The 20,542-nt window shown below is 72.3% G+C and carries 21 protein-coding genes; 12 read left to right on the top strand and 9 right to left on the bottom strand.

The window, feature by feature from the left end:
• Window positions 1–954 carry a GNAT family N-acetyltransferase gene (locus ABJI51_RS07485; RefSeq protein WP_348948574.1) on the bottom strand — a complete coding sequence of 318 codons (954 nt, stop codon included), beginning with the start codon at window positions 952–954 and terminating at the stop codon, window positions 1–3.
• A 55-nt stretch (window positions 955–1,009) separates the two neighbouring features.
• Here ABJI51_RS07485 and yaaA point away from each other — a divergent pair, with 55 nt between their 5' ends.
• On the top strand, window positions 1,010–1,756 hold the full coding sequence (gene yaaA / locus ABJI51_RS07480) for a peroxide stress protein YaaA (protein ID WP_348948572.1): 747 nt from the start codon (window positions 1,010–1,012) through the stop codon (window positions 1,754–1,756).
• On the opposite strand, the gene ABJI51_RS07475 is transcribed toward yaaA, so the two are convergent.
• Complete coding sequence (locus tag ABJI51_RS07475; protein WP_348948571.1) at window positions 1,743–2,333, bottom strand: GNAT family N-acetyltransferase; 591 nt, start codon at window positions 2,331–2,333, stop codon at window positions 1,743–1,745. The two genes, yaaA and ABJI51_RS07475, sit on opposite strands and share 14 nt — an antisense overlap.
• A 128-nt stretch (window positions 2,334–2,461) precedes the next feature.
• Window positions 2,462–3,532: an NAD(P)/FAD-dependent oxidoreductase gene (locus ABJI51_RS07470; protein ID WP_348948569.1), complete on the bottom strand. Its 1,071-nt coding sequence runs from the start codon at window positions 3,530–3,532 to the stop codon at window positions 2,462–2,464.
• Window positions 3,533–3,616: 84 nt separating this feature from the next.
• On the opposite strand from ABJI51_RS07470, the gene ABJI51_RS07465 reads away from it, so the two are divergent.
• Complete coding sequence (locus ABJI51_RS07465; RefSeq protein WP_348948567.1) at window positions 3,617–4,168, top strand: suppressor of fused domain protein; 552 nt, start codon at window positions 3,617–3,619, stop codon at window positions 4,166–4,168.
• Between the two features lie 3 nt (window positions 4,169–4,171).
• On the opposite strand, the gene ABJI51_RS07460 is transcribed toward ABJI51_RS07465, so the two are convergent.
• On the bottom strand, window positions 4,172–4,600 hold the full coding sequence (locus ABJI51_RS07460; protein WP_348948565.1) for an organic hydroperoxide resistance protein: 429 nt from the start codon (window positions 4,598–4,600) through the stop codon (window positions 4,172–4,174).
• Between the two features lie 101 nt (window positions 4,601–4,701).
• Here ABJI51_RS07460 and ABJI51_RS07455 point away from each other — a divergent pair, with 101 nt between their 5' ends.
• On the top strand, window positions 4,702–5,385 hold the full coding sequence (locus ABJI51_RS07455; protein WP_348948563.1) for an alpha/beta fold hydrolase: 684 nt from the start codon (window positions 4,702–4,704) through the stop codon (window positions 5,383–5,385).
• A gap of 4 nt (window positions 5,386–5,389) precedes the next feature.
• On the top strand, window positions 5,390–6,055 hold the full coding sequence (locus ABJI51_RS07450) for a winged helix-turn-helix transcriptional regulator (RefSeq protein WP_348948561.1): 666 nt from the start codon (window positions 5,390–5,392) through the stop codon (window positions 6,053–6,055).
• Between the two features lie 7 nt (window positions 6,056–6,062).
• Here ABJI51_RS07450 and ABJI51_RS07445 read toward each other — a convergent pair whose 3' ends face one another.
• Complete coding sequence (locus ABJI51_RS07445; protein WP_348948560.1) at window positions 6,063–6,908, bottom strand: LysR family transcriptional regulator; 846 nt, start codon at window positions 6,906–6,908, stop codon at window positions 6,063–6,065.
• Between the two features lie 82 nt (window positions 6,909–6,990).
• On the opposite strand from ABJI51_RS07445, the gene ABJI51_RS07440 reads away from it, so the two are divergent.
• A complete protein-coding gene (locus tag ABJI51_RS07440) occupies window positions 6,991–7,878 on the top strand; it encodes an MBL fold metallo-hydrolase (protein WP_348948559.1) in 888 nt (295 codons plus the stop codon).
• 6 nt (window positions 7,879–7,884) lie between these two features.
• On the opposite strand, the gene ABJI51_RS07435 is transcribed toward ABJI51_RS07440, so the two are convergent.
• Window positions 7,885–9,417, bottom strand: coding sequence for a phytoene desaturase family protein (locus ABJI51_RS07435; protein WP_348948557.1), 1,533 nt, complete (start codon window positions 9,415–9,417; stop codon window positions 7,885–7,887).
• Window positions 9,418–9,689: 272 nt separating this feature from the next.
• Here ABJI51_RS07435 and ABJI51_RS07430 point away from each other — a divergent pair, with 272 nt between their 5' ends.
• The 3 genes from ABJI51_RS07430 to ABJI51_RS07420 all read left to right on the top strand — a co-directional run bounded on the left by ABJI51_RS07430 (window position 9,690) and on the right by ABJI51_RS07420 (window position 13,900).
• Window positions 9,690–10,712, top strand: coding sequence for a serine protein kinase RIO (locus ABJI51_RS07430; RefSeq protein ID WP_348948555.1), 1,023 nt, complete (start codon window positions 9,690–9,692; stop codon window positions 10,710–10,712).
• A 326-nt stretch (window positions 10,713–11,038) separates the two neighbouring features.
• Complete coding sequence (locus tag ABJI51_RS07425; RefSeq protein ID WP_348948553.1) at window positions 11,039–12,625, top strand: DEAD/DEAH box helicase; 1,587 nt, start codon at window positions 11,039–11,041, stop codon at window positions 12,623–12,625.
• A gap of 99 nt (window positions 12,626–12,724) precedes the next feature.
• Window positions 12,725–13,900, top strand: a complete 1,176-nt coding sequence (locus tag ABJI51_RS07420; protein ID WP_348948552.1) for an 8-amino-7-oxononanoate synthase — start codon at window positions 12,725–12,727, stop codon at window positions 13,898–13,900.
• Window positions 13,901–14,200: 300 nt separating this feature from the next.
• Here ABJI51_RS07420 and ABJI51_RS07415 read toward each other — a convergent pair whose 3' ends face one another.
• Together ABJI51_RS07415 and ABJI51_RS07410 are read right to left on the bottom strand one after the other, a co-directional pair.
• Complete coding sequence (locus ABJI51_RS07415) at window positions 14,201–14,632, bottom strand: GNAT family N-acetyltransferase (RefSeq protein ID WP_348948550.1); 432 nt, start codon at window positions 14,630–14,632, stop codon at window positions 14,201–14,203.
• 20 nt (window positions 14,633–14,652) lie between these two features.
• Entirely contained in the window at window positions 14,653–15,471 is an 819-nt protein-coding gene (locus ABJI51_RS07410) for a S1 family peptidase (protein WP_348948548.1), read from the bottom strand.
• Between the two features lie 164 nt (window positions 15,472–15,635).
• Here ABJI51_RS07410 and ABJI51_RS07405 point away from each other — a divergent pair, with 164 nt between their 5' ends.
• Entirely contained in the window at window positions 15,636–16,511 is an 876-nt protein-coding gene (locus ABJI51_RS07405; RefSeq protein ID WP_431605581.1) for a M15 family metallopeptidase, read from the top strand.
• A 94-nt stretch (window positions 16,512–16,605) separates the two neighbouring features.
• Window positions 16,606–18,000 (top strand): mycothione reductase, encoded by a 1,395-nt coding sequence (locus ABJI51_RS07400; protein WP_348948545.1) that lies wholly within the window; start codon window positions 16,606–16,608, stop codon window positions 17,998–18,000.
• Window positions 18,001–18,007: 7 nt separating this feature from the next.
• On the opposite strand, the gene ABJI51_RS07395 is transcribed toward ABJI51_RS07400, so the two are convergent.
• On the bottom strand, window positions 18,008–19,228 hold the full coding sequence (locus ABJI51_RS07395) for a CynX/NimT family MFS transporter (RefSeq protein WP_348948543.1): 1,221 nt from the start codon (window positions 19,226–19,228) through the stop codon (window positions 18,008–18,010).
• 48 nt (window positions 19,229–19,276) lie between these two features.
• Here ABJI51_RS07395 and ABJI51_RS07390 point away from each other — a divergent pair, with 48 nt between their 5' ends.
• Entirely contained in the window at window positions 19,277–19,960 is a 684-nt protein-coding gene (locus ABJI51_RS07390) for a FadR/GntR family transcriptional regulator (RefSeq protein WP_348948541.1), read from the top strand.
• 74 nt (window positions 19,961–20,034) lie between these two features.
• Window positions 20,035–20,526, top strand: a complete 492-nt coding sequence (locus ABJI51_RS07385) for a toxin-antitoxin system HicB family antitoxin (protein ID WP_348948539.1) — start codon at window positions 20,035–20,037, stop codon at window positions 20,524–20,526.
• The last annotated feature ends 16 nt before the right edge of the window (window positions 20,527–20,542 follow it).

The raw sequence follows: 20,542 nt of genomic DNA, 5'->3' as shown, positions 1-20,542 counted from the left end.
TCAGGACAGCACGTAGACGTGCCATTCGTCGTCGACGCGGTACCCGCACCGCTCGTAGACACCCAGCGCGCGGTGCGCGTTGTCGACGTCGACGTTCAGGGCCGACCGGTCGAACCCGGCCGCCTTCGCGGCGAGCAGCGTGTGCCCGAGCAGCCCGGCCGCCACCCCACGGCCACGCAGCGCCGCGCGCGTCCCCACCCACGTCGCGTTGTGCTCGCGGACGCCCGTCGCCTCGGCCTCGGAGGCGTAGAAGTGGCTGAGCACGAACGCCATGACCTTGTCGCCGTCCAGGACGAGGAACGACAGGTCCGGCCGGAAGTCCTTCGAGCCGGTGACCAGGTGTCGCCAGGCCTCCGGCTGGTAGACCGTGCTGCCCCAGTGACCGGCGAAGGTGTCGTTGCGCGCGTCGAGCGCCGCGAGGTCGTACTCGAAGTCGAACGGCACCGCTTCGAAGCCGTCCGGCAGCGGCGGCTGCGGCGGCAGGTCGGCGAGGCCGACGCGCATGTTCACCATCGTGCGCCGGTGCGTGTACCCCGCGCCGGCGAGCACCCCGGCCATCCAGCGCTCGTTCTGGTGGAGTCCATGATGCAGTTCACTCGGCGCGCCTGGGAAGGCACGTTCGTGTACTTCGCGGCTCGTCCGCGCGAACCACCCGGTCAGGTGAGCGCCGACGGCGTCGTCGCGGTACGCGGGATCCACGACGGACTGGATCCGGAGCATGTGCACGGGGTTGGCGGCATCACGCCGCCGGATCAGGCCGTAGCCGACGAGCCGGTCACCCGCCCAGGCGCCGACGGTGGCGCGGGCCAGGTCGACGTTGGGTGCTCGGAGCTCTTCGCGGAGGTCGTCCTCACTGAAGTGGTCACCCGTCCGGTCGACTTCCTCGGCTGCCGCGTACAGCCGGGTGAGGGCCGGGACGTCGTCGAGGGTCAGCGGGCGCCAGGTCAGGTCCATCCCGCGAGGCTAGGGCGGGCGGCAGCGGTCCCGCACCCCGATTTACGCTCGGGGCGTGCTGGTGCTCCTCCCCCCTTCCGAAACCAAGGCCGACGGCGGCCGCGGCGGCCCGCTGAACCTCGACGCGCTGTCGTTCCCCGAGCTGAACCCGACGCGCGCGAAGCTCGTGGACGCGCTGGCCGAACTGGCCGCGGACGTCCCGGCCAGCATCGCGGCCCTGGGCATCACCGAGCGGCAGGCCGGGGAGGTCACGCGCAACGCGCAGCTGTGGACGTCACCGACGATGCCGGCTCTGCGCCGCTACACCGGCGTCCTGTACGACGCGCTCGACGTGAAGAGCTTCACGAAGGCGGGCCTGGAGAAGGCACACCGACGCCTGGCGGTGACGTCGTCGCTGTTCGGCGTGGTTTCGGCCACCGACCCGATCCCGGCGTACCGGCTCTCGGGCGGGAACTCGCTGCCTTCGCTGGGGACCGTCCGCGGAATGTGGAAACCGGTCCTCGAGCCGGTGCTGCAGGCGGTCGAGGGCCTGGTCGTGGACCTGCGCTCGGGCACGTACTCGGCATTCGCCAAGCTGCGCCCGGACGCGGTGACGGTCCGCGTGGTGACCGAGAACGCCCGCGGCGAGCGCGTGACGGTCAGCCACTTCAACAAGGCCTACAAGGGCCGCCTGGCCCACGTCCTGGCGGCCACCCGCGCGGAGCCGTCCACAGTGGACCAGCTGGTGAAGGTGATCACGAAGGCGGGCCTGGTGGTCGACCGCACGGGCGAGCACGCACTGGAGCTGGTCACCGAGGGCTGACGGCCCGCTCGAAGAGAGCACCGGAGCTGCCGCCCTCGACGACCCGCACGAGCCGGAAGCCCTGACGCCGGTAGTAGGAGTGCAGCCGGGTGTTCGAGGTCCAGGCATCCAGCCGCAGCGCCCGCTTTCCCCGCCGCGCGGCTTCGCGAGCAGCCTCGTCGAGCACCCAGGCACCAACGCCAAGCCCGGCAAGGCGCCGGTCGACCGCAAGGTGGCTGACGTAGAGCGCGCAGGAGGGATCGTCCCCGGCCGCCCACAGGGATGGGGCGACGTCGCCGAGGGTCATGGTGGCGATCGGAGTCACCACGTCACCCGCGCGCGGGAGCGCATCCTCGCCAAGGGACCCGGCGGCGACCGGAGCCCCCGCCTCACCCGGCACTCCTGAGTTCCGCGGCATCTCCGCGACCCGCAGCGCCCCGGTCGCCAGCCCCGGACGCAGCTCCTCCGCCCGCCACGGCGAACCTGCCCACTGGTCGGTCCCCTGCCGCCCGAGCCAGGCCGCCGCCCCGTCGAGGATCGCCAGGAGCGCCGCCAGGTCGGCCTCTGTCGCCCGGCGCAGCCGGAGACCATCCGGCAAGTCAGCCTTCCCCGCCGCCCCGCGCAGCCGGAGACCATCCGGCAAGCCAGCCTCCTCCATCGCCCGGCGCAGCCGGAGACCATCCGGCAGGTCGGACTCCTCTGTCACCCGGCGTGGGCGGGATCCGCTCAAAACCGGTCCGGGGCGAACGGGCTCAGGTCGAAGCCCGGGTCCTCGCCCAGCGCCAGCGCCGCCACCAGCTTGCCCGCGAACGGCGCGTTCGTCAGCCCGCCCGCGCCGAAGCCCGTCGACACTGCCAGGCCCGGCCGCAGCAGGCCCAGCACCGGCAGGCCGTCCGGCGTTCCGGGGCGGAAGCCGACCCGTGTCTCCGCGAGCGTTGCGTCCGCCAGGCCCGGTGCCACAGTCAGTGCGTTGTCCAGCACCTCGCGCTGTCCCGCCGCCGTGACACGGTAGTCGAAGCCCGCGTCCGCTTCACGGGTCGCGCCCGCCACCACCCGGCCCCCGGCGAACGCCAGCAGGTAGTGACTGCTGTGCGGCAGGACCACCGGCCACGCCGACGTGTCCGTGTCCGACAGGTCGAAGTGGCTGATCTGACCACGGTGCGGCGTCACCGGCAGGTCGATTCCCAGTGGCGCCAGCAGTTCGCGGCTCCATGCGCCCGCCGCAACCACCACGCTGTCGGCTTCCAGCGGACCTTCCGGGCTCGCGACCGTGCCATCGGCACGGAACGCAACCTCCCCTTCGACGAACTGTGCGCCCCGGCGCTCGGCGTCGGACAGCAGCGCGCGGCGCAGCACGTGTCCGTCGACCCGTCCCGCGCCCGCTAGGTGCACCGCGCCGAGCCCGGGCGCCAGTGCCGGGAACAGCTCGCGGGCCTGGGCGGGGTCGAGCCGGCGGACCTCGCCGATCTCGGGCGCGTCCGCGGCCCGCTTCGTCAGCCGCTCCTGGGCTTCCGCCAGCTCGGTCTCGTCGGCCGAGACGATCATCCCGCCGACGACCTCGAAGGACGAGCCCTCCAGCTCCGCCGCGAATTCCCGGTAGTAACGACCGGCGGCCGATGCGAGCGGGTACAGCGCGTCGTTCCAGCGTGACGTCCACGGGCTGACGATCCCGGCGCCTGCCTCGGTCGCCGTCCCCGGGCGGGCCGCGTCCGCCACGATCACCTCCGCGCCGCGGGCCGCCAGGTGCCACGCCGTCGCCGCGCCGCCGATTCCGCTGCCGATCACGAGCACTCGCATGGTTCCCACCCTGCCCGATCGTGCCGCGCCCGGGCCAACGGCATTACGCCTCACGCCGGCCCGGTCGGTCGTATGCTGCGCGCCATGCCGAGCCGTGCCGAGCGGTATTTCGCCCATCTCGACACCTTGACCGGGGCCGACCCCCGGCTGCAGCCCATCCCGTCCACGCACGACGGGCTCGACGACGTCATCGCGTTCGTCTACGCCGACGAGCCCGAACCGCGGTACGTGACCGGCGCGACCTACGGTTTGTCCCTGGCCGACCACCCCGAGTGGCACGGCGTCAAACCGGAGCTGTGGATCAGCGTCCGGTCCGATGACCCGACGTGGGCGCTGGCCATCGGCTATCTCGCCGAGCAGTTGCGGGGCACCTGCCCGTTCGTCTACGGCGACACGATCGACTTCGGGCAGCCGATCGCGCCCGACTCCGCCATGACGGCCTTCGCCGTGTCGGCGCCGGCAGGCCTCGACGCGTACCAGTACACGCTGATCGACGTCGGCGGCGCCCCGATCAGCATCGCCGGCTGCTACCCCGTGCACGACACCGAGCGGAAGTACATCCGTGACCACGGCATCGACGCGTTCTGGCAGCTGGACTGGGACCTCTACGACGTCCACCGCGCGCCGGTGGTCTGAACCTCAGAGCCGGGTGCCGTTCACCGTCAGCCCGACCTCGACGTTGCCGCGCACGGCGTTCGAGTACGGGCAGACCTGGTGCGCGGTCCTGGCCAGTCCGGCCGCCTGCTCACCGGTGACCGACGGCAGGGTGATCCGCAACTCGACCCCGAGCTTGAAGCGGCCGCCGTCGATCGGCAGCAGCGACACCGACGAGGCGATCTCCGCGTCGTCCGCCTTGAGCTTCGCCCGCTGACCGGCGAGCGCGAGCGTCGTGCCGAAGCAGGCCGCATAACCGATCGCGAAGAGCTGCTCGGGGTTGGCGCCCTCGCCGTCGCCACCCAGCTCCTTCGGTTGCCGCAGATCCAGCTCCAGCCGTCCGTCGGCGGTCCGGCCGCGACCGCTCCGCCCGCCGGCGACGTGGGCCTCTGCCGTGTACAGCGCCTGAGTCATCCGTGGTCCTCTCGTTGTCGACTACCTGAATTAGAACTTGGCACTTCAAAAACAGGAAGTCAATGAGATACGGTGCCCGACGACAGCGAGGAGGAAACCCGATGCCCACGTTCGTTCTCGTCCACGGCGCCTGGCACGGCCCGTGGGCCTGGGACCGGCTGGTCCCGCTGCTGCACGCCGCCGGGGCACGGACACTGACCCCGGAGCTAGGCTCGGCCGCAGGCCACGGACTCCACGACGACGCCGGAATCGTCGCCGCCGCCCTCGACAGCGTGGCCGGTGACGAGGTCGTGCTGATCGGCCACAGCTACGCCGGCCTGGTGGTCCGGGAGGCGGCCGACCTGCGGCCCAGCGCCGTCCGCCACGTCGTCCTCATGGACGGCTGGGCGGGCGCCGACGGCACCAGCCTGCTCGACCTCGCTCCCGGCCCGTTCGGGCAGGCCATGCACGCCGCAGCCGCGGACAGCGGGCTGGTCCCCGCCCCACCGCCGTCCGCCTTCGGTGTCGAAAGCACCGGAGACGCGGCCTGGCTGGCACAGCGCCTGCGCCCCCAGCCCCTGCGCACGCTGACCGAGGCCACCCGCCTGAGCGGAGCCGTGGACGAAATACCCGGCACGGCCGTCTGCTGCCGTCCGCAGGCCTATCCGTTCGAGGCGTTCGCCGCCACGGCCGGCTATCGGACGATCACCGTGGACTGCCCACACGACGGGGTGCTCACCCATCCCGCACTCGTCGCCCGCGTCCTGCTGGGAGTTCGAGAACAGGAAGCGCGAAGTCTAAAATGATGAAGTGGAGCAGCGAACGTACAACCAGTACTGCGCGACCGCGCGCACACTCGACCTGGTCGGCGAGCGCTGGACGTTGCTGCTGATCCGCGAGCTGCTGACCGGCCCCAAGCGCTTCGGTGACCTGCAGGCCGCCCTGCGCGGCCTCGGCACCGGGCTGCTGGCCGCCCGGCTGAAGAAGCTCGAAAGCGACGGCCTCACGCACAAGATCACGCTGCCGCCACCGGCCCGGACGCCCGCGTACGCCCTCACCGAAGCCGGCGAGGAGCTCGGCCCGGCCGTCCTGGCGCTGGCGCGCTGGGGCATGAAGTGGGCGATGGGCGAACGCCGCGCCACCGAGACGTTCCACCCCGGCTGGGCCGTGCTCGGCCTGCGAGCGTGCTTCGACGCCGAAGCCGCGGCCGGGCTGCGCGCGGTGTACGAGTTCCGCATCGACGACGAGGTCTTCCATGCCCGCGTGCACGACGGGACGATCGAAACCGTGCACGGCCCGGCACAGCATCCCGACGCGACCATCTCGATCGACGAGGCGACGTTCGTGCGGGTGACCGCACGGGAGCTGAGCCTCGCCGAGGCCATCGAGACCGGTGCCGCGTCGGCGTCCGGCGACAAGACTGTGCTGCGCGCGCTCAACCGCCTGTTCCGCCTGCCGCCGCCGCGCGAACGCTGACCCGGGATCAGCTGCGGTACGCAGCCGCAGCGAGCTGCACGAACGACCGGATCAGCGGGCCGGTGCCCGTCCAGGCGACCACCACCGGGCTCGGCGCCAGGTCGGCGAGCGGCACCACAGCCAGGTCGCCCGGCGGCCGATGTCCGAGGGGCATCAGCCCGACCGTGCCGTTCCAGAGCACGGCCTGCAGGCATTCCTGGACGGCGCGCACCACCGGGCCTTCGCGCGGCTCGCCGCCGTGCCAGTACGCCTGCCACACCGGATCGGTGCCGTCCGGGAAGCGGAACCAGCGTCGTCCGGCCAGGTCCGCGAGCGTGAGGCGGGCACGACCGGCCAGCGGGTCGTCGGCGCGCAGCACTGCACCCACCGGGTCGGCACGCAGGCGGTGGACCGTCAGGCCGGTCTCGTCGAACGGCCCGCGGGTCAGCGCGACGTCGACCAGCCCGGCCCGCAGTCCGCAGGTCGGGTCGGTGAGGTCTGTGTCGCGGACGCGCACTTCGACGCCCGGGTGCTTCCGGCGGTACGCATCGGCGAGGCGTGCCGCGCCCGGGTCGGCGCTGTCTCCGAGGATGCCGACGGTGAGCGTGGACGCACCTGCCGCCGCGGCCACGCGCACGCGCGCCTGGTCGGCATGGTCGAGCAGCGCCCGCGCCTCGGCCAGCAACGTCACCCCGGCCGGGGTGAGCGTGACGCCCGCGGCGGAGCGGACCAGCAGGACTGCTCCGACGTCGGCTTCCAGCTGCTTGATCGCCCGGCTCAGCGGTGGCTGGCTCATGTGCAGCCGCGTGGCGGCGCGGCCGAAGTGGAGTTCCTCGGCGACCGCGACGAAGTACCGCAGCGTGCGCAGCTCCATGACCGGCGACGATATTCGCCCGGTATCGGCGCCACCGAACCGGTCTTGGACACCTTGGCGCGGACGGCTGTGGAATCGGGCCATGACCGTACTGACCGATCCCGCCGTGCAGGTCTCCGGAGCCCGCGAAATCGCGCCCGATCTGCTGGTGATCCCCAACAACCGGGTCGACCTCGTGCCGAACATCGGCGTCGTCGGCGGCACCGACGCCGTCCTGGTCGTCGACACCGGGCTCGGCACCGTCAACGCGGAGCAGGTGCTCGCGTTCGCGACCGAGGTGGCGAAGGGCCGCCGTCTCTACCTGACGACGACGCACTTCCACCCCGAGCACGCGTTCGGCGCGCAGGTGTTCACCGGCGAGGCCACCTACCTGGTCAACCGCGACCAGGCGGCCGACCTCGCCGCCAAGGGGCCGGGCTATCTGGCGATGTTCCGCGGCCTCGGCGAGGTGATCGCCCGTCGTCTCGACGGTGTCCGGCTGCCTGCGCCCGACGTCGTCTACGACGGCGAGTACGTCCTCGACCTCGGCGGCCGGCTCGTCCGGCTGCGTCCCACCGGCCGCGGCCACACGCGCGGCGACCAGGTGGTCGAGGTGCCGGACGCCGGCGTGCTGTTCACCGGCGACCTGGCCGAGACCGGGCAGTTCGCCATCTTCCCGTGGTTCCCGCCGCACGACACCGACGTCTCGGGCGTCGGCTGGCTCACGGTGCTGGACCGCCTGGCCGCCGCCGGGCACCGGGTGGTCGTTCCCGGGCACGGAGAGGTCGGTGGCCGGGCGGTGCTCACCGACGTCCGGGCCTACCTGCGGGAACTGCGGGACGAGACCTGGCGCCGCCGGGACTCGGCGATGGGCGTGGACGAAATCACCGCCGAGGTCCGGTCGCTGCTCGTGGAGCGCCACCCGGAATGGGCCGGACGGGAGTGGATCGAGCCAGGCGTCGCGTGTCTGTGCACCGAACACGACGCCTGACCCGGATCACCCCGAGCCCAGGACGGCCATGGCCGCGTTGTGGCCGGGAATGCCGCTGACACCACCTCCTCTCACGGCTCCCGCGCCACAGAGCAGGACACGTTCGTGTGCCGTCTCCACGCCCCAGCGGCCGGCCTGGGCCGGGTCCCTGGCGAACGGCCAGGCAAGGTCCCGGTGGAAGATGTGCCCCGCCGGCAGACCCAGCTCGGCCTCCAGGTCCAGCGGAGTTTTGGCTTCCACACAGGGTTTTCCGTCCGGTGCGGACAGCAGGCAGCCCTCGATCGGCTCGGCCAGCACGCTGTTCAGCGAAGCCAGCGTCGCGCGCAACGCCGCTTCTCGCGCCTCTTCGTTGCGCCCCTGGAAGAGACGTGCCGGCATGTGCAGGCCGAACAGGGTGAGCGTGTGCGTGCCGGCCGAGCGTTCGGCCGGGCCGAGGATCGACGGATCCGTCAACGAGTGACAGTAGATTTCGCAGGGCGGCAGCGTGGGGATCCTGCCCGCCGCCGCCTCGCGGTACGCCGTCTCCAGTTGCGTGAAACTCTCGTTGACGTGGAAGGTGCCACCGAACGCCTCAGCCGGGTCGACGTCCGGGTCGCGCAGCCTCGGCAGCCGCTTGAGCACCATGTTCACTTTCAGCTGTGCACCTTCCGGGTGTTCCGCCGGTTCTTCGCCCAGCAGCCTCGCGAGCGTCGCCGGCGCGACGTTCGCCAGGACGTGCCCGCCCCGGACGGCGAGTTCGGTGTCGTCACGCCGATACCGCACCTCGCCGTCCGGGTCGACCGAGAGCACTTCCGCACCGGTCATCAGGCGCGCGCCCGCCGCGGCTGCCGTCGCCGCGAGCGAGCGGGTGACCGCGCCCATGCCGCCAACCGGGACGTCCCAGTCGCCGGTGCCGTTGCCGATCACGTGGTAGAGCAGGCACCGGTTCTGCCGCAGGTCCTCGCCGTCCGCCGGGGCGAACGTGCCGATCAGCGCATCGGTGAGCACCACGCCGCGCACCGTGTCGTGGCCGAACCACGACCTGAGCGTTTCGCCGATCGGCCGTTCGAACAGCAGGGACCACGCCTCGGCATCGCCGACGCGCTCGCGGAAGTCCACTTCGGACAGCAGTGGCTCGGTGAGCGTCCCGGACACGCGCCCGGCGACGCGTCCGGTCAGCTCGTAGAACCGCTGCCAGGCCGAGAAATCCGAAGTGGACCCGGTGACCGCCCGGAACGACGACGCCGTCCGGACGGCGTCGTCGGTGTCGACAAGCAGACCGGAGCCGCCCGACGGGGTGTAGGACGACATCCGGCGCCGCCGCAGCTCCACGTCGAGGCCGAGATCGGCCACGATCTTCTTCGGCAGCAGGCTGACCAGATACGAGTAGCGGGAAAGCCGGACGTCCACGCCCTCGAACGCACGGAACGAGACGGCGGCGCCACCGATCTCGTCCCGCCGTTCGAGCACGAGCACCGACCGGCCCGCCCGCGCCAGGTACGCGGCCGCCACCAGGCCGTTGTGCCCGCCGCCGACGATCACCACGTCGTAGCTGTTCATCCGCCGCCCTTCCTCGTTCGGCCTGCCCGTTCATCGTGACCACGGCGGCAGGGCGAATTCAAGGAAACGTCGCGAACGGTCCTTTCGCGCTATTCGCTTGCGCTGCGCGGGATGGGTCCGGCAAGCTGGGCGCGGCCGGCAGGGTGCCGGTGGTGCGAGAACGGGAGGTGCCTGACGTGATGACTGTCCGGGCCCTTTCGCGCCCTCGCCCACCCGCCCCCCGACGCTGACCACGCGCCCGGTGGGGCACCCCTGCCAAGGAGAACCCACCAGTGCGCCAGCACGACTTCGAAGACCTGTTCAGCGACAACTCGTCCCGCCGCGGACCGCGGTACGACGAGGACGCCTACCGGACGGCCCCGCGCCGCCGTGGGCGCCACGACGACGAAACCCGGCCGAACCGCCGTGCGCGGTTCGACGACGAACCCGAACCCGCCCGCCGTGGCCGGCTGACCGAAGGCGAACGCGTCCGCCTCGCGAAACTGCGCGACGACGCCTACACCGAAAACCAGCTGCCCGACGGCGCCGACCGCTGGTCCACCTGGGACGACGCCGAACACGGCCCGCTGCCCCGGCCGGACTGGGTGGTCACCGAGCTCGCCGCGGTCGACACCGACCTCGGCGTGCTCAAGACCGGCAAGGAGGCCGACGTCCACCTGCTGCGGCGCGGCGTGCCCGGCACCCCCGGCACGCTGCTCGCCGCGAAGCGCTACCGCAGCGACGAGCACAAGCTGTTCCACCGCGACGCGGGCTACCTCGAGGGGCGGCGGATGCGCCGTTCCCGCGAGATGCGCGCGATCGAGCACCGCACGGCGTTCGGCCGCAACCTTATCGCCGAACAGTGGGCGGTCGCGGAGTTCGCCGCGCTGAGTCGTTTGTGGACACTCGGCGCGCCGGTGCCGTACCCCGTGCAGCGCAACGGGACCGAGCTGCTGCTCGAGTTCCTCGGTGAGGACGACGGGACCGCCGCGCCCCGGCTGGCCCAGGTCCGTCCGGACCCGGACGAGCTGAAGGACCTGTGGTTCCAGGCCACCGCGGCACTGGAGCTGCTCGCCTCCGAGGGGCTCGCGCACGGCGACCTCTCGGCGTACAACCTGCTCGTGCATCGAGGCAGGCTGATGGTGATCGACCTGCCCCAGGTCGTCGACGTCGTCGCCAACCCCGGCGGCGTCGAGTTCCTGGCGCGGGACGTGCGCAACCTGGCCGGCTGGTTCCACGGCCGCGGCCTCGGTGAGTACGTCACCAGCACCGACGAGCTGCTGGCGGAGCTGGTCTCCGCCGCCGGGCTCACGTAGGAACGGCGCGGCGTCGCGGGTGTGGCACACGCCACGCCTGCGACGCCGCCCACAACCGGTGACCTCGATGCGAAGTCCCGACTCCACCTCGGGTACAGTATGTACAGACCGCAACCGGCGGCGTGGATGAGTTGGTGTCCGTCGCCTCCAAAGCCAACCGAATGGCTCGCGGTGATCCGTAACCCCCAAGCGGCGCGCAGTGTCGGCATGCGAAAGACACGGTGTGCCGGGTCCGTCCCTGTGAACGCCCATCGCACACCATCTTGCCCTGCCTGCGCGCGGGCAGCCCGGGCCTCCTTGTGACGAACCGCGTCCGAGAGGCATCTGTGACAGTCACGTTCAACTCCGGCCACTCCTCGACGTCCGCTCGCGCGGGCCGTCCCGACCGCAAGCCGCGCACCCGCCCGGCCGGCGGGGACATGCTGCGCGACGACGCGGTCGAGACCGTGGTCACCAAGACGTTCGCCCAGCTGGGCCTGCCGGAGCCGCTGCTCCGCGCGCTCGCCGAGGCGGGCATCGACAAGCCCTTCCCGATCCAGTCCGCGACCATCCCGGACGCGCTGGCGGGCCGGGACGTGCTGGGCCGCGCCCAGACCGGCTCCGGCAAGACGCTCGCCTTCGGCCTGGCCATGCTGGCCCGGCTCGACGGCGGCAAGGCCCGCCCGAAGCGCCCCCGCGCGCTGATCCTCGTCCCGACCCGCGAGCTGGCCATGCAGGTCGCCGACTCGCTCACCCCGCTGGCCAAGGCACTCGGCCTGTGGTGCCGCACCGCCGTCGGCGGCATGGCCTTCACCCGGCAGGCGGACGCGCTGTCCCGCGGCGTCGACCTGCTGATCGCCACGCCGGGCCGGCTGTCGGACCACGTCCGCCAGGGCACCGCGCACCTCGGCGACTGCAACTTCGTCGCCCTCGACGAGGCCGACCAGATGGCGGACATGGGCTTCATGCCGCAGGTCCGCGAGATCCTCGACCTGACCCCGCCGGGCGGCCAGCGACTGCTGTTCTCCGCGACGCTCGACGGTGACGTGAACCGGCTGGTCAAGCAGTACCTGACCGACCCGGTGACGCACTCGGTCGCGCCGTCGACCGCGAGCGTCACGACCATGGACCACCACGTGCTCCAGGTCTCGCACCAGGATAAGCAGGACATCATCACGCAGATCGGTGCCCGCGAGGGCCGCACGATCATGTTCGTGCGCACCAAGCACCACGTCGACCGTCTCACCGAGCGGCTGCGCGAGCAGGGCGTGCACGCGGCGGCGCTGCACGGCGGCAAGACGCAGGGACAGCGCAACCGCGTCCTCGCCGACTTCAAGGAAGGCCACACCCCGGTGCTGGTCGCCACGGACGTCGCGGCGCGCGGCATCCACGTCGACGACATCTCGCTGGTGCTGCACGTCGACCCGGCGGCCGACCACAAGGACTACCTGCACCGCGCCGGCCGCACGGCCCGCGCCGGGGCGTCCGGTGTCGTCGTCACGCTGGCGACGAACGACCAGCGCCGGATGGTCCGCCGGCTGACCGACCGCGCCGGCGTGCGCGCCGAGTCGACCACGGTCCGCCCGGGCGACGCCGAGCTGTCCCGCATCACCGGTGCCCGCGAGCCCAGCGGCGAGCCGGTCGTCGAGCGGCGGCGCGAGAACCCGCGTCGCGGCGGCGGCTTCCGCGGTGACCGTGGCTTCGGCGGCTCCGGCCGCGGCGGCGAGCGTGGCGGCTACGGCCGTGGCGGCGACCGCGGCTACGGCGACCGTGAGCGCGGCGGCGACCGGGGTGGTGACCGTGGCGGCTACGGCCAGGGCTCCCGCGAGGGCCGTCCCGGCGGCTTCGGCGGCCGCGGCCGTCAGCCCCGCTCGGGCAACGGCGGTGGCTACGGCCGCCCGAGCCGTGGCCCGCGTCGCGGCTACGACAGCTGAGTTTCCCTTCGGAAGCCCCCGGACCGCCGGTCCGGGGGCTTCCGGCGTTTCCGGGCCCGCTTCACGGTGGCGCGAGCCGCGGATGCGAGACTGCGGGACGTGACTACGCCGCCGACGCCCCTGCCCGATGAGGTTTTCGACTGGCTCGACGCCGAGGCGGAGAAGCGGGCGAACGCCGGGCTCGTGCGGCAGCTGCGGCCGCGTCCCGCCCAGGCCGACGAGCTGGATCTGGCCGGCAACGACTACCTCGGGCTGGCCCGCGACAAGCGCGTCGCCGGGGCCGCGGCGGCCGCCGCCCTGCGCTGGGGCGCCGGGGCGACCGGATCCCGGCTGGTCACCGGATCGACCGAGCTGCACACCGAGCTGGAAATGGAGCTCGCCCGGTTCTGCGGCGCGCAGGCGGCGCTCGTGTTCTCCTCCGGCTTCACCGCCAACCTCGGCGCAGTGACGGCGCTGTCGGGTGCCGAGTCGGCGATCGTCACCGACAAGTACATCCACGCTTCGCTGATCGAGGGTTGCCGCCTGTCGCGGGCCGACGTCGCCGCGGTCGCGCACTCGACGCCGTCGGCGATCAAGCACGCGCTGGCGACCCGCCGCAAGCCGCGGGCGCTGGTGGTGACCGACTCGGTGTTCTCGGTCGACGGCGACCTGGCCCCACTCGGCGAGCTGGCCGGAATCTGCCGTGAGCACGGCGCGGCCCTGGTCGTCGACGACGCCCACGGCTTCGGCGTGCTGGGCGAGGGCGGTCGCGGCGCGGTCCACGCGGCCGGGCTCGCGGGCGCACCCGACGTCGTCACGACGTTGACGCTGTCGAAGTCGCTCGGTGCGCAGGGCGGGGCGGTACTGGGACCGCGTCGCGTCATCAAGCACCTGGTGGACACGGCTCGCAGCTTCATCTTCGACACCGCGCTGGCGCCCGCGAGCGCCGCGGCCGCCTTGGCGGCGTTGCACGCGTTGAAAGAAGAGCCGGGGCTGGCGGAGAAGGTGCTGGAGAACGCGGGCAATCTCGCGATGTCGCTGAAGGCGGCCGGGCTGAAGGCGAGCCTGCCGGACGCCGCGGTGATCTCGGTTCAGGCGCCGTCCGCGGAGACGGCCGTCGCGTGGGCCGCGGCGTGTGCGGAGCAGGGCATCCGCGTCGGGTGCTTCCGGCCGCCGTCGGTGCCGGACGGCATCTCCCGGCTGCGGCTGACGGCGCGCGCCGACCTCACGGAGGCCGACGTGGATCGCGCGGTGAAGGTGATCACCGCGACGGCTCCGCGGGGTGCGATCGCCTGAGCCTTACCCGGCCGGACGACCCGCGTACTCCGGCGGACGGCATGCGTGCCGGGATGGACGACTCGGGCACCCGCGCGTGATCCGAGACGGGACTCGCGTGATCGGACGCGGATCTCGCGTCATCGGGGACGTGACTCGCGTGATTGGGCGCGGGACTCGCGTGATTGGGCGCGGATCTCGCGTGATCCCGGGAGGCATCGCGTGTGATTCGCGAGGCATCACGTGTGACTGGCAGGGCATCACACGTGACTGGGGAGGCATCACGCGTGACTGGAGGGGCATCACGCGGGCTGGCGGGGGTTACGGGCGGCGGCGCATGCGGATGTGGGGGATTCCGTCGTCGTCGGTGTACTCCTCGCCCTCGGGGACGAAGCCGTAGCGGGCGTAGAAGCCCTGGACGTATGTCTGGGCGTCGAGGACGTACTCGCCCGGGATCGTCAGGGCCGCCTCCATCAGGCGGGCCGCCAGGCCCTGGCCGCGGGCGGAGGCCGCCGTCACCACTCGGCCGATGCGACGGATGCCGTCCGGGGCGAGCAGGACGCGCAGGTAGGCCGCGACTCCTCCTTCACCTTCGAACCACAGGTGGCGGGTGTCCGGGCGGAGGTCGCGGCCGTCGATCTCCGGGTATGCGGCCTTCTGTTCCACCACGAACACGTCCACGCGCAGGCGGAGGATGTCGTGCAGCTGGGCGGCCGTCAGCTCGGGGCCGGTCGCGTCGTGCAGGGTCGGCATGGTCCCCTGCTTACCACGGCTCAGGGAAACAGCGTGCGCGTCCTGGCCTGGGACTTGATGTCGTCCGCGTACGCCGACACCCGCGTGTACACGCCCGGCTTGCCCGCCTTGCCGCAGCCGTCGCCGAAGGACACGATCCCGATCAGCGTGTCGCCCACGACGAGGGGGCCGCCGGAGTCGCCCTGGCAAGCGTCGATGCCGCCTTCGCGGTAGCCCGCGCACACCATCGTCTTCTGGTCGTAGACGCTGTAGTCGGACCGGCATTCGCTGTCCGAGACCACCGGGACCTCGGCGCTGCGCAGGTAGTCGGAACGGGCGCCGCCGTCGGCGATGCGGCCCCAGCCGAGCACGGTCGCCTGGGTGCCCTGGGCGTACAGCCCCGCGTCACCGCTGTCGGGCAGCTTCGCCGGACGGTAGTCGAGCTGGCCGCGGACGGTCAGGACCGCGACGTCGTCGCCCTGCGTCGGGTCGCTGTAGCCCTGGCTGATCCAGACCTTCGACACACCAAGGACCTGGCCGTCTTCGGTGCGCTTGTCCTCCCGGCCGGCGACCACGCGGACGTCCTGCTTCGCCACCGCCTTCGCGCAGTGCGCCGCCGTCGCGACCGCCGTGGAGCTGACGATCACCGCGCCGCAGAACTGGTTGCCGCCCGCGTCGGTCAGGAAGACCGCGTACGGGTGGTCGGCGAGCGACGCCTGGTTGCCGCCGACGATCCGCGCCTGGTTGCCGGATCCGGGTTCCGCCGACGCCGTGCCCACCACGACCGGGACGGCCACCGCGGCGACCGCGAGGAGCACGCCACTCGCGAGCAGCAGGGATCGGCGGGACTTCACGGACATGGGTCTCCCCTTTTCGACGCAGCAGAAAGCAGAGCACTCGGCACCCGGGCGACTCCGGTGCGTGAACGAGTGGCGCTGAATACCCTAATCCGAGTGGGCCCGAAACGGTGTCACTGGAACGGGTGGACTCCGCGTTCACCGAACGCTTCTGCCAAGCTGGCCGGATGCGGCGGACAGCGGCGGCAGCGTGGTGGGCGGTCGCCGTCCTTGTCCTGACCTCGTGTTCTCCGGAAGCACCGGGGGTGACTCAGCCTGCGTCTTCGGCTCCCGCGCCGACGACGACCGTCCGGACGACGCCCACGGCGGCCTGGCCGGCTCCGTCGACCGTGCCGAGCGCGCCTGCCGTCACCTGGCAGGTGGGGGCCCGTCCGCTCCCCCGCCGCCCGGACGGCTTCGGCGAGGTCGAGCCGACGCCACCCGAACTGGTGAACCGGGCACTTCCGACCAAAGACTTGCTGCCGCCGCCCGCCGGCGGGCGGTATGCTTGGACCATAAACACAGTGCCCGCCGACGTCTTGGCGCGCAGCACTTGGCAGCCTGCGTGCCCGGTCAAGGTCACGGACCTGCGGTATCTGACGATGTCGTTCTGGGGCTTCGACGGCCGCCCGCACACCGGCGAGATGCTGGTCAACGCGTCCGGCGCCGCGGGGATCAGCCGGGTGTTCGGGCAGCTCTTCGCCGCCCGCTTCCCGATCGAAGAGATGCGGGTGACCAGCCCGGCCGAGCTCACCGCGCCGCCGACCGGCGACGGCAACTCGACCAGCGCGTTCGTCTGCCGCCCGGCGCGTGGGCAGACGACCTGGTCCGCGCACGCGTATGGGCTCGCGGTGGACGTCAACCCGTTCTGCAATCCCTATACGCAGGGCGATCTCGTGCTGCCCGAGCTGGCTTCGGCCTACGTCGACCGCTCGCGCGTGCGGCCCGGCATGGTGCTGGCCGGCGACGCGACCGTGCGCGCGTTCGCGGCGATCGGGTGGAGCTGGGGCGGGTCCTGGCACAGCCCGACCGATCGCATGCACTTCACCGCGACCGGCCACTGACCACCGAACACGACGTCGGGCACACGAGGGAACATCGGCCACGCGGCCCCGGTTGGCTAGGGTGAAGCGACCGGACGACCCCGCGGAGGATGCAGTGCCCCACTACGACCTGGTGATCGTCGGGACGGGATCGGGGAACTCGATCCTCGGCCCGGACTTCGCCGGCATGAAGACGGCGATCGTGGAGAAGGGCACCTTCGGCGGGACTTGCCTGAACGTCGGCTGCATTCCGACGAAGATGTTCGTGTACGCCGCTGACGTCGCGTACACGCCTTCGCACAGCGCGCGCTACGGCGTCGACGAAGAGCTGAAGGGCGTGCGCTGGCGCGACATCCGCGACCGCATCTTCGGCCGGATCGACCCGATCGCCGAAGGCGGCGCCGAATACCGCCGCAGCCACGAGGACAACGCGAACGTCGACGTCTACGAAGGCACCGCGCGCTTCACCGGGCACAAAGAGCTGCGCGTCAGCTTCGCCGACGGACGGCCCGAGGAGGTGCTGACCGCCGACAAGTTCGTGCTCGCCGCGGGCGGGCGTCCGGTCATCCCGGAGATCCCCGGCCTCGACACCGTCGAGTACCACACGTCCGACACGGTGATGCGGCTCGACGAGCTGCCCGGGCGGATCGTCATCCTCGGCGGCGGGTACATCGCGGCCGAGTTCGCGCACGTCTTCGCGTCCTTCGGCGTCGAGGTCACGCTGGTCAACCGGTCCGGGCGGCTGCTGCGGTCCGAGGACGAAGAGGTCAGCGCACGCTTCACCGAGCTGGCCACCGAACGCTTCGACGTCCGCCTCGACCGCAAGACCGTCCGCGCACGCAAGACCGGCACCGGCGTCGCGCTGGACCTCGAAGGGCCGCAGGGCGCCGAGACCGTCGAGGGCGACCTGCTGCTGATCGCCACCGGCCGCCGCCCGAACTCCGACCTGCTCGACGTCGCCGCCACCGGAGTGACCACAATGGACAGTGGGCACGTCGTGGTCGACGACCGGCAGCAGACCGTGGTCGAGGGCATCTACGCACTGGGCGACCTTTCGTCGCCGCACGAGCTGAAGCACGTCGCGAACCACGAAGCCCGCGTGGTGCAGCACAACCTGCTGCACCCGGACGAGCCGGTCACCGCCGACCACCGGTTCGTGCCGCACGCGGTGTTCACCCACCCGCAGGTCGCCTCCGTCGGGCTCACCGAGCAGAAGGCGCGCGAGCTGGGTGTGTCCTATGTGGTCTCGAAGCAGGAGTACGCGGGCATCGCCTACGGCTGGGCGATGGAGGACACCACGGGCTTCGCGAAACTGCTGGCCGATCCGGCGACCGGGCAGCTGCTCGGCGCCCACATCATCGGGCCGCAGGCGTCGTCGGTGATCCAGCCGCTCATCCAGGCGATGAGCTTCGGCCTCGACGCGCGCAGCATGGCGCGCGGCCAGTACTGGATCCACCCGGCGATGCCGGAGCTGATCGAGAACGCGCTGCTGAACCTGCCGCTGGACTGACGCGGGGTCAGACGAACCGCGGGCGGCCGGCCAGCGCGCCGAACACGATCTGGACCGCGAGCAGGCCGAGGAGCATGCCCAGCGGGAGGGTCCAGCCACCCGCGAGGTCGTGCAGCAGGCCGAACAGGAACGGGCCGAGTGCGGCGAACAGATAGCCGAAGCCCTGGGCCATCCCGGACAGGCGGGCGGTGTCCGCGCCGGTACGGGCGCGCAACGCGATCACCGTCAGGGCCAGGGAGAACACGCTCATCCCGAGCCCGACCAGGATGCTCCACAGCAGCGGTGACCACGCCGGGGCCAGCATCAGCCCCGTCGTGCCCGCGACGCCGAACGCGCCGAGCGTCACCGTCCACAGGCCCTGGCCACCGCGGCTGCGCGCGGCCATCGGGGCGATGAACAGGCTGATCGGCACGGCGATCAGCGAGACGAGACCGAAGAGCAGCCCGGCCCGGTCGCGGGACACGCCCGCGTCCATCAGCACCTGCGGGAACCAACCCATCGCCGCGTAGGCGTAGAACGCCTGGAGGCCGAAGAACGCCGTCACGATCCAGGCCAGCCGGTTGCGCAGCAGCGACCGGCCGCCCCGGGCGGCGTCGTCGTGCCGCGGTGCCCGGCCGGTGCCGCGGGCTGCGAGAATCCACGCCAGCAGCGCGACGACGGCCAGCACCGCCCAGCTGCCGAGCGCCGGCCGCCAGCCGCCGAACGCGTCGCCGAGCTGCGGGGTCACCGCCGACCCGAGGGCGCCGCCGCCCTGCAGGGCCGCGGTGTAGACGCCGGTCAGCACGCCGATGCGGGCCGGGAAGGAGTCCTTGATGACGACCGGGATGAGCACGTTGATCAGGGCGATCCCGGCGGTCGCCACTAGGGTCCCGCCGAGCACCACGGCCGGGCCGTCGAGCACGCGCAGCACGAGCCCGGCCGCGAGCGCGCCGAGGGCGAGCGCGATGGCGGCACCCAGGCCCGCGCGGCGGGCGAGCAGCGGCGCGGCCAGCCCCGCACCGGCGAAGCAGAGCGTCGGCAACGTCGTCAGCACGCCCGCCCAGACGCCGGAGGTGCCCAGGTCCGCGCGCATCTCGGCGAGCATCGGGCCGACGCCGGTGATGGCCGGGCGCAGGTTGAGGGCGATGAGCACGACCGCGACCGCGAGCAACGCCCCGGCGGCGACCACCCCGGGCGTCCGCGTCTCCAGGGAGCCGTCCAGTTCGGGTTCACGGTGTTCGACGCGCATGCCCGCTACTATCGCATACGTAGGATGATTGGATGAAGGGATAACCCTGTGCCTCTGGCCACGACCCGGCGGGCCGGCCTCGTCGACCAGGTCATCGAGCAGCTGCGGACCGCGGTCACGCAGGGCGAATGGCCCATCGGCGAGCGCATCCCGACCGAGGCGGAACTCGTCGAGCAGCTCGGCGTCGGGCGCAACACCGTCCGCGAAGCCGTGCGCGCGCTCGCGCACACGGGACTGCTGGAGGTCCGGCAGGGCGACGGCACCTACGTCCGTGCCACCAGTGAGGTCTCCGGTGCGATCCGCCGGCTCTGCGGGTCGGAGCTGCGCGAGGTCCTGCAGGTCCGGCGCACGCTGGAGGTCGAAGGCGCCCGGCTGGCCGCCGCCTCGCGCACCGAGGAGGAGGTCGCCGAGCTGCGGGCGCTGCTCGCGCGCCGGGAGGCCGACCTGCGTGACGGACGCTGGGAGGACTTCGCGCGCACGGACGCCGAGTTCCACCTGACGGTCGTGCGTGCCGGGCACAACGGGCTGCTCACCGAGCTGTACCGCGGGCTGACCGAGGTCATCACGGCCAGCGTCGCGGCGACGTCCAGCATCACGCCTGGCGTGGACTTCGTGCCGGAGATCGGCCACGAAGGCCTGGCCGACGCCATCGCCGACGGTGATCCCGACCGGGCGGCCGCCGAAGCGTGCGGCTTCCTGGACGAGCTGCTGGAGCGCATCGAGCGCGCCTGATGTGGCGCCACTCTGACCCCTAAGGGTGCCATTTCAGGGTTGTCGTGGTGCCACAATGGCGCCATAGTTGTGCCATGGACCTGACGCCCTTCGTGGACGAACTCCGCCGGGAACTCTCGGTCGCCGCCGAGGCAGCGGGCGAGGATGCCGTCGCCCTCGCCGAGCGGCTCACCGCGCCGCTCGATGCGGCGATGCGGCTGATCCTGCTCGACGCGCTCTCCACCGCCGCCGACGAGATCACCCGCGACCTGGCACCCGGCTCGGTCGAGGTGCGTCTGCGTCGGCGGGATGCCGAATTCGCCGTCACGCTGCCCGCCGCGGCCGAGCCGGCGTCCCAGCCCGCGCCGCCCCCGCCGCCCGAGGCCGACGACGGGGCCGTCTCCCGGATCAACCTGCGGCTGCCCGAGCAGCTCAAGCAGCGGGTCGAAGAGGCCGCGAACCAAGACAAGCTGTCGATCAACGCCTGGCTCGTCCGGGCCGCGAACGCCGCGCTGGGCTCCGGCCGCAGCCGGTCCGAGCATCGGCGGTCCGTCTTCGGTGAGAAGTACACCGGCTGGGTCCAGTAACTCTTTCTCTCTCTTT

The organism is Amycolatopsis melonis, from assembly GCF_040064235.1.
Classification (GTDB): Bacteria; Actinomycetota; Actinomycetes; order Mycobacteriales; family Pseudonocardiaceae; genus Amycolatopsis; species Amycolatopsis melonis.
The sequence above is the reverse complement of the archived record's forward strand: the minus strand, read 5'-3'. Positions and strand labels throughout refer to the sequence as shown.

Excerpts from the sequence above, each read along its gene's own strand:
- ABJI51_RS07465 (WP_348948567.1), top strand. The coding sequence starts at position 3,617 with ATGCCGAGCCGTGCCGAGCGGTATTTCGCCCATCTCGACACCTTGACC.
- ABJI51_RS07485 (WP_348948574.1), bottom strand. The coding sequence starts at position 954 with ATGGACCTGACCTGGCGCCCGCTGACCCTCGACGACGTCCCGGCCCTC.
- ABJI51_RS07470 (WP_348948569.1), bottom strand. The coding sequence starts at position 3,532 with ATGCGAGTGCTCGTGATCGGCAGCGGAATCGGCGGCGCGGCGACGGCG.
- ABJI51_RS07405 (WP_431605581.1), top strand. The coding sequence starts at position 15,636 with ATGCGGCGGACAGCGGCGGCAGCGTGGTGGGCGGTCGCCGTCCTTGTC.
- ABJI51_RS07395 (WP_348948543.1), bottom strand. The coding sequence starts at position 19,228 with ATGCGCGTCGAACACCGTGAACCCGAACTGGACGGCTCCCTGGAGACG.
- ABJI51_RS07410 (WP_348948548.1), bottom strand. The coding sequence starts at position 15,471 with ATGTCCGTGAAGTCCCGCCGATCCCTGCTGCTCGCGAGTGGCGTGCTC.
- ABJI51_RS07385 (WP_348948539.1), top strand. The coding sequence starts at position 20,035 with ATGGACCTGACGCCCTTCGTGGACGAACTCCGCCGGGAACTCTCGGTC.
- ABJI51_RS07460 (WP_348948565.1), bottom strand. The coding sequence starts at position 4,600 with ATGACTCAGGCGCTGTACACGGCAGAGGCCCACGTCGCCGGCGGGCGG.
- ABJI51_RS07415 (WP_348948550.1), bottom strand. The coding sequence starts at position 14,632 with ATGCCGACCCTGCACGACGCGACCGGCCCCGAGCTGACGGCCGCCCAG.
- ABJI51_RS07440 (WP_348948559.1), top strand. The coding sequence starts at position 6,991 with ATGACCGTACTGACCGATCCCGCCGTGCAGGTCTCCGGAGCCCGCGAA.
- ABJI51_RS07445 (WP_348948560.1), bottom strand. The coding sequence starts at position 6,908 with ATGGAGCTGCGCACGCTGCGGTACTTCGTCGCGGTCGCCGAGGAACTC.
- ABJI51_RS07455 (WP_348948563.1), top strand. The coding sequence starts at position 4,702 with ATGCCCACGTTCGTTCTCGTCCACGGCGCCTGGCACGGCCCGTGGGCC.
- ABJI51_RS07435 (WP_348948557.1), bottom strand. The coding sequence starts at position 9,417 with ATGAACAGCTACGACGTGGTGATCGTCGGCGGCGGGCACAACGGCCTG.